This window comes from Kitasatospora sp. NPDC041988 (genome assembly GCF_055588525.1).
In genome coordinates this window covers 39,118-49,719 of sequence record NZ_JBVJCO010000059.1, presented here as the reverse complement: position 1 = coordinate 49,719, position 10,602 = coordinate 39,118, and the positions used below count along the sequence as shown (strand labels likewise).

The 10,602-nt window shown below is 72.8% G+C and carries 6 protein-coding genes; 1 reads left to right on the top strand and 5 read right to left on the bottom strand.

Annotation, left to right across the window (positions count from 1 at the left end; genetic code table 11):
• Nucleotides 1-201: 201 nt before the first annotated feature.
• Nucleotides 202-2,787, bottom strand: a complete 2,586-nt coding sequence (murJ, locus tag ACZ6NC_RS37360) for a murein biosynthesis integral membrane protein MurJ (RefSeq protein ID WP_465738335.1) — start codon at nucleotides 2,785-2,787, stop codon at nucleotides 202-204.
• Nucleotides 2,788-2,845: 58 nt separating this feature from the next.
• The gene (locus ACZ6NC_RS37355) at nucleotides 2,846-5,314 is read right to left on the bottom strand and encodes a DUF6049 family protein (RefSeq protein WP_465738334.1); all 2,469 of its coding nucleotides are present in this window, start codon (nucleotides 5,312-5,314) and stop codon (nucleotides 2,846-2,848) included.
• A 455-nt stretch (nucleotides 5,315-5,769) separates the two neighbouring features.
• On the opposite strand from ACZ6NC_RS37355, the gene ACZ6NC_RS37350 reads away from it, so the two are divergent.
• On the top strand, nucleotides 5,770-7,194 hold the full coding sequence (locus ACZ6NC_RS37350; RefSeq protein WP_465738342.1) for a CCA tRNA nucleotidyltransferase: 1,425 nt from the start codon (nucleotides 5,770-5,772) through the stop codon (nucleotides 7,192-7,194).
• Nucleotides 7,195-7,275: 81 nt separating this feature from the next.
• Here ACZ6NC_RS37350 and ACZ6NC_RS37345 read toward each other — a convergent pair whose 3' ends face one another.
• The 3 genes from ACZ6NC_RS37345 to ACZ6NC_RS37335 all read right to left on the bottom strand — a co-directional run bounded on the left by ACZ6NC_RS37345 (nucleotide 7,276) and on the right by ACZ6NC_RS37335 (nucleotide 10,466).
• On the bottom strand, nucleotides 7,276-8,295 hold the full coding sequence (locus ACZ6NC_RS37345) for an LppU/SCO3897 family protein (protein WP_465738333.1): 1,020 nt from the start codon (nucleotides 8,293-8,295) through the stop codon (nucleotides 7,276-7,278).
• Between the two features lie 52 nt (nucleotides 8,296-8,347).
• The gene (locus ACZ6NC_RS37340; protein ID WP_465738332.1) at nucleotides 8,348-9,031 is read right to left on the bottom strand and encodes an LppU/SCO3897 family protein; all 684 of its coding nucleotides are present in this window, start codon (nucleotides 9,029-9,031) and stop codon (nucleotides 8,348-8,350) included.
• A gap of 97 nt (nucleotides 9,032-9,128) precedes the next feature.
• Nucleotides 9,129-10,466, bottom strand: a complete 1,338-nt coding sequence (locus tag ACZ6NC_RS37335; protein WP_465738331.1) for an MFS transporter — start codon at nucleotides 10,464-10,466, stop codon at nucleotides 9,129-9,131.
• Nucleotides 10,467-10,602: the final 136 nt, after the last annotated feature.

Below are 10,602 nucleotides of genomic sequence, written 5' to 3'. Positions count from 1 at the left end.
AAGACGGGGGGGGGTGGGGTGGGGGTGGGGGGGGGGGGGGGGGGGGGGGGAAGGTGAGACGGGGGGCTACCGTAGGGGGGGGGGGAGGCCCCGGGGCGGGGGGGCCCCCCCAGTACCCGCCCCGATGGGGGCGGAGAACCCCGTCCGTCCGGTTGACGCCCGGTCAGGGCGGTGGCCGGTACGACCGGTTGGTACGGCGGGTCAGCGGCCCAGTCGGCCGCGGACCATCCCCAGCATGGCGTTCAGCTCCTCGATCCGGAGCTTCTTCGCGATCAGCACGAAGACGGCGAGCTGGAGGCCGCCGGCCACGACGATGGTGAGCACACTGCCCAGCCAGCCGTCGATGACCTGCTGGACCGCCAGGCTGACGCCCACCCCGACCAGCGCGGCCGGCACGCAGGCGGTGATCAGCCGGGTGTAGGTCTTGCCGATCCGCTTGGTGTCCAGCCCGCCGATCTTCTTCTTCAGCTTGGGCACCGCCACCGTCACCCCGATGGCGTAGGCGAGACCGTACCCGAACGCCATGCCCGTGACGACCCACTCGGAGGGCAGGACGAACCAGCAGGCCAGCGAGAAGGCGGCCTGGCAGGCCGCCACCCAGACGGTGTTGGAGAACGGTGTCCGGGTGTCCTCGTAGGCGTAGAAGCCGCGCAGCATCACGTACTGCGCCGAGTACGGGATCAGGCCCAGCGCGAACGCGGAGAGCATCAGACCGACGTTGGTGGCGTTGTCCAGGGCGACCTCGTTGCCGCCCACGGCGTAGATCGCACGGCCGATCGCCGGGCCGAGCGAGAGGAACAGGAACGCGCCCGGGACGACCGCCACCGCGGTGGTGCGCAGCCCGTACGAGAGGTCGTCGCGGACCGCGCCGGCGTCCTCGTCGGCGGCGGCACGGGAGAGCCGGGGGAGCACCGCGCTCATGATCGAGACGACGATCACCGCCTGCGGCAGCTGCCAGATCAGCAACGCGTTGGAGAACGCGGAGAGACCGACACCGCCGTGGCCGCCCTTCTCGGCGGCGTTGCCGGCCGCGGTGGCCAGCTGGGTGATGACCAGGTAGCCGGCCTGGTTGGCCAGGACGAAGAAGAACGTCCACTTGGCCAGCCGGGCGGCCTTGCCCAGGCCGTGGCCGCGCCAGTCGAAGCGCGGCCGGAAGTGGAAGCCGGCCGCCCGCAGGTAGGGGACCATCGCCAGCGCCTGGACGGCGAGGCCGACCAGCGTGCCGATGCCGAGCAGCCGGACGCCCTCGGGGGAGATCGTCTCCGGGGTGACCTTGGTGCCGCCGAAGCTGCCGTAGACCCAGAGGTACGCGGAGAAGGTGAAGATCACCACGACGTTGTTGAGGACCGGGGTCCACATCATCGCGCCGAACCGGCCGCGGGCGTTGAGGATCTGGCCCATCACCACGTGGATGCCCATGAAGAAGATGGTCGGCAGGCAGTACCGGGCCAGCGCCACGGTGGTGTCGGCGCTGGCGGGGTTCCGCATCAGCGGGTGCGCGATCAACTGGACCAGCAGGGGCGCCCCGAGCACGGCCGCGAAGGTCACGCCGGCCAGACCCACCATCACCAGGGTGAGCAGGCGGTTGGCGTAGGCGGTGCCGCCGTCGGCGTCGTTCTTCATGCTGCGGACGAGCTGCGGCACGAAGACGGCGTTCAGGGCGCCGCCGCCGATCAGGATGTAGAGCAGGGTGGGCAGCGTGTTCGCGGCGTTGTACGAGTCGCCCATCACGCCGAGGCCGATCGCCGCGGCGATCACCATCGTCCGCAGGAACCCGGTGCCCCGGGAGACCAGGGTGCCGGCCGCCATGATCGCGCTGGAGTTGAGCAGGCTGGCGACCTTGCCGCCGCCACCGGACGCCGGAGCGGGCGCCGCGGGGGCGTGCTCCTCGGCGGCCAGTTCCTCCAGCGGCTCCACCGCGGGCGGAATCTGCACCGCCGCCACCTGCATGGTGGCCTCCTCCTCGGAGAGCGGCGGGTCGAACTCGATCGGGGGCACGAACGGGCGCTGCCCGTCCGGGCCGTGCGGGCCGTTCGGCCCGCCCTGGTGGCCGTGGTGGCCCGGCCCGCCCTGGTACGCGCCGGCCGGGGGGAACGGCGCGGACGAGGGGAAGGGCGCGGGCGCGACGGGCGGCTGGGCGAGCAGTGGCTGCACCGGCTGGACCGGGGGCTGCTGGGCGGGCGGACGGACCTCGGCGGCCGGGTCGGCGAGGCCGGACCGGCCGCCGCCGAACAGCGCGTCCACGCCCACGTACTCGGTGGACTCGGAGTCCCAGGCCGAGTGCGCCGGGCCCGGCTGCCACTGCTGGTCCTGCTGCCCTTGCTGCTGCTCCTGCTGCTGTCCCTGCTGGGGTCCGGCCCACTGGCTGCCGACCGGCGCCGGCCGCGCCCAGGGGGAGTGGGGCTCCTGCCAGTCCGCCGCCGGCTGCTGGTGCTGCGCTGCGGCCTGCTGCTGGGCCGCCACCTGCTGCGGCGGGGTGTCCCAGCCGGGCTGCACCGGCGGGACGGGCGGGGCGAACGACGCCGGCGGCACCGGTGTCGGGTAGTCGCCGCCCTGCGGCGGCAGCTGCGGCGGCACGTCGTACGCGGCGGCCTGCTGCTGCGGCGCGGCGGGCCGGGCGGCCCGCAGGCCGTACGGGTCCTGGCCGTCCCCGGGGCCCTGGTACGCGTCGGCCGCGTACGGGTCCTGGGCGTAGGTGTCGGCCACGTACCAGTCGCCGGACGGCGACTCGGCGCCCGGCCGGCTCTCACCGCGGCCCGGCGGCCGCTCCTCGCTGCGCCCGGTCATGTCACCTCTTCGCTGTCGTGGGGGAGGCCGACCCGGCATCGGGCGGGTGTCGGCGGTATCAAGGACCAACCTTCTCATTGCTGGCGGCCCGATCCCGGCCATCTGTGCTGCTGCCGCGCGGTGTCTGCCCGGCGGCGCCGGGTCCGCTACCCCCGGCAGGGGCCGTGCCCTCGTCGTCGGTCTCCGGGGCGTCGGCCTCGGCGCCGTCCGCCGGGCCGTCCACGAGCGGCGCGTCGCCGATCGGCTCGTCACCCTCGTCGCCGTTCGCCACGCGGCGCTTGCGCTGGCGGAAGAAGCGCAGTGCCGCGAGCAGGAGCAGCACCAGGCCGCCGCCGAAGACGTAGAGCACGCCGTTGGTCACCGAGGTGACCTCCACGGTGAACTTCCGCGCCTCGCCGTACTGCTCCGGGTTCGGGCCGGTGGTCCAGAGCTCGGCGGTCACCGTCACCGGCCCGTTGTTCTGCGCCTCGGCGGGGAACCGCAGGGTGACGCCCTGCGAGGCGGGCAGCACCAGCTCCTCGGCCGGGTGGATCTTGAGCCGGTTGGCCTGGGTCGGGCGCAGCACCAGCTTGAGGTTGGTGACCGGCTGGGTGAGGTTGTTGCGGACGCTGACCTGGAGCACACCGGTGTCCCCGGCGAAGGTGATGGAGGTCTTCTCCGGGACGTTCACCGCATCGGTCAGCTCTTTGAGGTAGCGCTTCACCCCGTCGCGGTAGACGGAGCCGGCCGGGGCCTCCGTCCGCCACTCGGTCGACATCGACCGCACCATCGCCGCGCTGAACGGACCGCGGACCCGCTGCGGCAGGGTGAGGACGCGCATCAGAAGGTCCAGCTTGCTCTGGATCTCGACGGTGTCCGTCATCGCCGAGGACGGCAGCTCCGAGGCCCGGGCCTGCGCCGGGTAGTCGGTGGCGGGCGGGACGTTGGCGTTGGCCTTCGGGTCGGCCGGGCCCTGGGCGAGCACGTCCAGCTTGACCGGCTCCACCCACTTGCCGGCCTGCGCCGCCTGCACGGCGGTGGCCAGCACCTTGGCGGTGTCGGCGGTCAGGCCGCGCGGCGGCATCACCAGCAGCCCGCGCGGGTTCTGCGGCTCCTGCCGGGAGATCACGAAGGTCTCGGCGAGGAACCGCTGCACCGCCAGGGTCTGCGCCTGCGGGGTGCTGAGATCCGTCTCGAACAGGGCCGAGACCGTCTCGTCGGCCACCGCCGCGTTCAGTCCGTTGCCGATCGGCCGGACCGCGGTCGGGGTGTACTTCAGCGAGTCCGGCTCGGGCAGGCTCGCACCGTTGACCAGCACCAGCCCGTTGCCGGTGCGCTGCGCCATGGCCGAGATCTGCTGGTCCAGGTACCCCTGGTACGGCCAGGCCACGTCCGAGCGGGTGTCCACCGCGAGCCGGCCCTCGACGGTCAGCCGGCCCGCCGTGGTCGCCTTGCCGAGCGCGGTGTCCACGCCCTGGAGCTCGGCGGCGTTGTGCGCGATCGAGGCGAGGTCCGGGTCGGCGTAGGGGAGCGCGACCACCTGGCTGCCGTTCTTGGCCACCGCGGCCCGCAGCTTCTCCAGCCAGGCCGTCGCGGCGGGCGTGCCGGCACCCAGGAAGGTGTTCTCCTCCTTCGCCGCCTTCTTGTCGCTCTTCTCGATGCCGGGCTTCTGCACCCGGTACGGCTTGGACATCGCGAACGCGGTGTCCAGCAGGTCCGGGTCGATCACCCAGGTCAGGCCGGTCAGCGACGAGCCGGTCTCGACCAGCTCGTACAGCCGGCCGCCCGGCGCGAACTCGGCCGCCAGACTGTCGTCACGCAGCACCGGGATGGTCTGGTCGTTGTCCGACATGGTCTGTGCGACCAGCACCGGCGAGTGCACCAGCGGCCAGAGGGTGGTGACCTTGGACGGCTGAGCGTCGGCCGGCGTCGGGTCGTACGGCAGGAAGGTCCGAGCGATGCCGAGCGGGCGGTCGTGCTGGTTGTCCGTGGTCGAGCCCCAGACGTCCACCGCCAGCTCGTAGACGCCCTCGCCGGAGAGCTCGAGGTCGCTCACCGCGACGCTCAGGGTGTACGGCTGGCTCTGCCCCGGGCCCAGCTCGTTGAGCGCGTACTGCGGGCTCTCCAGGTCGACGCCGTCCGCGCCGGCCGGGCTGGTCCGGGTGGTGACCGAGGCCAGCTCGCTGCGGGTGGTCAGCGGCTTGCCCAACCACGGCTTGCGGACCGCCGCGTGGGCGGACTTGAGCACCGACTTGCCGCCGTTGGTGATGTGCCCGGAGATCGTCACGGTGCCGTTCTGGACGGCCACCGGCTTGTTCACCGCCTCGATGGTCATCACCACCGGGTACTCGGCGGAGGCACCCGAGTCGGCCGCGGGGCGCGGGCCTCCGGCGGGCAGGGCGGCCGCCGGCAGCGCCGGCAGCAGCGCCAGCGCGGCGCCCAGCGCGGCCGCGAACCGTCGCACGGTCCGTGCCGTGCGGCGCGCGGGCCCGCGTTCGTGGGTTCGTCCGTACGCCTCCAGGCCCGAGTGCCGTGCCGGCTCGCTCATGCCCCCACCTCGCTGCCCTCGGCGGTCGCTTCGCGAGACGCGCACCTGTCGTCGGCTCGCTCGCTTCGCTCGCTCATGCGCCCACCTCGCTCACGCGCTTCGCCCTCGCCGTTCTCGATCGCTCGCTGCTTGATGCTGTGATGCCGCGGATGCCCCGCCCGCCGGGGAGGCCGGCCGTGGGGGATCAGCGGTGAAGAAAATGCGACCGGGCATGCTCCGGTCGGCCGTGCTGGCACGCGGCACCGCGGCCCCTCGACGGTGCCCGCGACTCGCTCCACCGGCATGGTAACGATGCAGCCGGGGGTGCAGTGTTGCGGGCCTTGTGGTGAGCACCGGAAAACGCGCGGGCGGCGGGGCCGCCGGGGCACGTACCCTTGTGAGCCGTGTCCACTGCCAATGAGCCCCACGAGTCCGGCGTCCATCATCCCAGCACCGCCACCCAGGTCGTCCCAGGCCTGAGCGAGGCGCAGACCCTCGGTCTGCAGGAGCTGCTGCGGGTGTCCCCGGTCGCCGACGAGATCGCCCGCCGCTTCCAGGCGGCCGGTCACAGGCTCGCGCTGGTCGGCGGCTCGGTCCGGGACGCGCTGCTGGGGCGTCTCGGCAACGACCTGGACTTCACCACCGACGCCCGCCCGCAGGAGATCCTGAAGCTGGTCAAGGGCTGGGCGGACGCCGTCTGGGACGTCGGCATCGCCTTCGGCACCGTCGGCGCGCGCAAGGACACCCCCGAGGGGTCCTTCCTGATCGAGATCACCACGTACCGCTCCGAGGCGTACGACCGCAGCTCGCGCAAGCCCGAGGTCACCTACGGCGACACCATCGAGCAGGACCTCGTCCGCCGCGACTTCACCGTCAACGCGATGGCCGTCGACCTGCCCGGCCGTGGCTTCGTCGACCCGCACCGCGGCCTGGACGACCTGGAGGCCCGGGTGCTGCGCACCCCCGCCACCCCCGAGGAGTCCTTCTCCGACGACCCGCTGCGGATGATGCGGGCCGCCCGCTTCGCCGCCCAGCTGGACTTCGAGCCGGCCCCCGAGGTCGTCGCCGCGATGACCGCGATGGCCGAGCGGATCACCATCGTCTCGGCTGAGCGGGTCCAGGCCGAGCTGAACAAGCTGCTGCTGGCCGCCCACCCGGTGAAGGGCCTGCGGCTGCTGGTCGACACCGGGCTGGCCGGCCACGTGCTGCCCGAGCTGCCGGCGCTCCAGCTGGAGCGGGACGAGCACCACCGGCACAAGGACGTCTACGAGCACTCGCTGACCGTCCTGGAGCAGGCCATCGACCTGGAGCAGGACGGCCCCGACCTCACCCTGCGGCTGGCCGCGCTGCTGCACGACATCGGCAAGCCGCGCACCCGCCGCTTCGAGTCGGACGGCCGGGTCTCCTTCCACCACCACGAGGTGGTCGGCGCCAAGATGACCCGCAAGCGGATGCGCGAGCTGAAGTACTCGAAGGAGCTGACCGAGGACGTCTCGCGCCTGGTCGAGCTGCACCTGCGCTTCCACGGCTACGGCGGCGGCGAGTGGACCGACTCGGCGGTGCGCCGCTACGTCACCGACGCCGGGCCGCTGCTGGAGCGCCTGCACAAGCTCACCCGCTCCGACTGCACCACCCGCAACCGGAAGAAGGCCGCGACGCTCTCCCGCACCTACGACGGGCTGGAGGAGCGGATCACCGAGCTGAGGGCGAAGGAGGAGCTGGACGCCGTCCGCCCGGCGCTGGACGGCAACCAGATCATGGAGCTTCTGGAGCTCAAGCCGGGCCCGCAGGTCGGCAAGGCGTACAAGCACATGCTGGAGCTGCGCCTGGAGCACGGCCCGATGGAGCACGACGAGGCCGTCGCCGCGCTCCGTGCCTGGTGGGCCGCCCAGCAGGGCTGAGCGGCAACAGCACCGAAAGCACCGAAAGGGGTGGTCCCGGAATCCCGGGACCACCCCTTTCGCGTACGCCGCGGCGGACCGTCAGGCGTTGATCCCCTGCAGGCAGAGCACGTAGCTCAGGGCGGCGGAGGACGACGTCCGGGTGTAGCTGCTGTCCGAGTCGGGCACGCTGTCGCAGACCTTGTCGTCGCTGGTGGCGAGCATCTTGCGGAGCACCTTGTACTGGGCGCGCTTGTCGCTGCAGGGCAGCATGGTGATCCGCGGGTTGGGGTCGTGGGTGGCGCTGGTGCCGTTCTCGTTGCGCAGGCAGTCGCCGACCTTGGCGCGGTCGATGTCGTTGGGCACCGTGCTCGCGGCCGGCGTGGACGGCTTCGGCACGGCCGGGGTGGTGATCTCCGGGATCGGCGGCAGCGAGAACGACGGCACCGGGGGGATGGTCACCGCGGTCGGCGAGGGCAGCACCAGCGGGTGGTACGGCCTGTCGTTGCGGATGTTGTCGTTGAGCAGGGCACCGGTGGCGATCAGGATGATCGTCGTGATGATCGAGAAGACCGGCAGCAGCAGCATCAGCATGTGCGGCCGCTTGGTCAGCGGGACGCCCGGGTCGAGCTGCGGGCCGTGGGTGCCGGGGGCGGGCGGCGGCAGGTCCTTGATCTTGTTGTGTGCCGCCAGGTTCCGCAGCAGGGTGGCCAGCGTGAAGATCGAGCCCAGGTAGCTCCACCAGCCCTGCACCATCGTGCGGGCCGACATGTCGCGCACGACCGCCGTCCCGCAGGTGCGGCAGAACGGCCCCGGCTGCTTCAGGAACCGCATGATGACGATGATTCCCTGGTGCCCGCGAACGGTGGTGTCCACGGCCGGGAAGCCGCCGCAGAACCGGCAGACCGGCCCGCCCTGCGGATTCTGCTGGGCGTAACCGGCCTGCTGCGGGGCGGCCGGGTAGCCGTAGCCGGGCGGGGCGGCCTGGGCCGGCACGCCGTACCCGGGCGTGCCCTGCTGCGGGGCGGCGGGGTAGCCGTAGCCGGGCGGCTGGGCGCCGTACGGGCTGCCGCCGGCGTACGGGTTGTTGTTGTCGGCGGGCGGTGGCGCGCCGTACGGCATCTGGGGTGGTGGAACGGACAAAGGGTCCCCCGAGGAAGGTTGGGCGAACGGGTCAGGACTTCTTGGCCGGCGGCACGCCGGGCGACAGCGGGCCGAGGCAGAGGACGTACCGCTTCTTGTTCCAGCGGCGGCCGCTCTTGCCCGAGACCGTGCTGGTGGTTCCGGCGGTCTGCTTGCAGCGGTTGGTGTCGGTGGTCCCGGAGAACGTGGACAGCACCTTGTAGTTCGCCTTGGCATCGGTGCACTTGACGATGTCGACGTCGCGCGAGCCGCTCGCCTTGACGCAGTCGCCCGCCTTGGCGCTGCTGACGCTCGGACCGCTGACGAAGTAGCCGACGACCAGTGCGATCGCGCCGAGCACACCGCCGACGATCTTCAGCTTGGTCTTGCCGCTGGTCTTCTTCGCCGGCTCGGCGGGCATCGGCGCCATCGGCTGCTGCCCGTACGGCTGCTGCTGCCCGTAGGGCTGCTGGCCGTACGGCGGCTGGCCCCCGGGCGGCGGACCGTACGGGGGCTGCTGCCCGTACGGAGGCGCGGGCTGGCCGGGCGGGGGCGCTGCAGGGTGGCCGTACGCCGGGGGCTGCCCGTAGCCGGCGGGGCCCGGCTGCGGCTGGCCGTACTGCGGGGGCGGAGCACCGTACGCCTGGGGGGCCGGCGGCGGGCCGGGGTGTCCCGGGGGTGCCTGCGGGTAGCCGTACTGGGGCGGCGGCCCGTACGGACCGGGCGGTGTGCTCATCAGGTTGTCCCCCGAGACAGAGTGCTGTCGCTCCGACAGATCTGACGTACCTTAGCGACTCGTGCCGACGCCGCCGGATTTGAGGGGGTACGGTCTCTCAGACCGCCTGGTCACCGGGGAGCGGACCGGTCCGCCGCGCCGCCCGCAGGTAGAGGACGGCGGCCAGCGCGTACACCAGGGCGACGCCGGCGACGACCGTGACCGAGCGGCCGGAGAGCGGCAGCACCAGAGCCGTCACCAGGGCGGCGGCCACGAAGGCGACGTTGAACAGCACGTCGTAGATGGCGAAGACACGCCCGCGGTAGTCGTCCTCGACCGACTCCTGGACCACGGTGTCGGCGCAGATCTTGGTGCCCTGGGTGACCACACCGAGCAGCAGCGCCGCGATCAGGCACGGCACCAGCGAGAAGCCCAGGCCGAGCGCGGGCACGAAGACGACCGGCGCCGCCAGGCAGAGCGTCATCCAGCCGGCCAGCCCGAGCCGGCGGGTGCACCAGGGGCTGATCACCGCGGCGACGAAGAAACCGGCCGCGGAGAGACCGACCGCCTGGCCCAGCGTGGCCAGCCCGGCGGCGCTGTCGGCCGGGTCGTTGAAGGTGTAGCGGGCGAGCATCACCACCATGACGATCAGCACGCCGTAGCAGAACCGGGCGGCGGTGACGGCGGCCAGCGCGTGGACGGCGGGCCGGCAGTCCCGCACCAGGTGGGTGACGGCCGCGCCCAGGTCACGGGCGGCCCGGGCCAGGGCCTGGCCCAGCGCGGGGTGGTCCGCGTGATGGTCCGGGCCGAGGAGGTCCCGGTGCATCCGGCGGGCGGCCAGCGCCGCCGAGAGGTAGAGCACGGCGGCGACCGTGACCAGCGCCGCGTCGGCCCTCGGCCCGGGCGCCATCACCTGGTGCAGCAGGAAGCCCAGGACGCCGCCGACGGCTGCCGCGACCGTCCCCAGGGTGGGGGAGAGCGCGTTGGCGGTGACCAGCTGCTGCTGGTGCACCACCCGGGGCAGGGCGGCGGAGAGGCCGGCCAGGATGAACCGGTTGAGCGCGGTGACCAGCAGGGCGGAGGCGAAGAAGAGCCAGGTCGGCGCCTCGGCCAGGAGCAGCGCCCCGGTGACCAGGCCGAGCCCGAACCGGGCCAGGTTGCCGTAGAACAGCACCTGGCGGCGGCGCCAGCGGTCCAGCAGCACCCCGGCGAACGGGCCGATCACCGAGAACGGCAGCAGCATCACCGCCAGCACCGAGGCGATGTCGGCGGGGGAGGACTGCTTCTCCGGGGAGAAGACCACATAGGCGGCGAGCGAGACCTGGAAGACGCCGTCGGAGAGCTGGGAGAGCACCCGGGCGGTCAGCAGACGGCGGAAGTCGCGCCCGCGGAGGAGGTCGAGGAGCGTGGCGCGGTGCGCGGACTGGTGGGTGTTGCCGTTCTCCGTGATCGCCACCCGCCCAGACTGCCATGGAACCGGCCTGTGTTTCACGTGAAACATTCGCCGGGAAAAGGTGAACGGGCCCACGGTCGGTGACCGTGGGCCCGTTTCAGCGCTTGAGAGCCATAGGCTCAGCGCTCAGCGCGCGAAC

Bases quoted from the DNA above. Each gene is read 5' to 3' on its own strand.
- ACZ6NC_RS37345 (WP_465738333.1), bottom strand. From the start codon at position 8,295: ATGCCGTACGGCGCGCCACCGCCCGCCGACAACAACAACCCGTACGCC.
- ACZ6NC_RS37340 (WP_465738332.1), bottom strand. From the start codon at position 9,031: ATGAGCACACCGCCCGGTCCGTACGGGCCGCCGCCCCAGTACGGCTAC.
- murJ (WP_465738335.1), bottom strand. From the start codon at position 2,787: ATGACCGGGCGCAGCGAGGAGCGGCCGCCGGGCCGCGGTGAGAGCCGG.
- ACZ6NC_RS37355 (WP_465738334.1), bottom strand. From the start codon at position 5,314: ATGAGCGAGCCGGCACGGCACTCGGGCCTGGAGGCGTACGGACGAACC.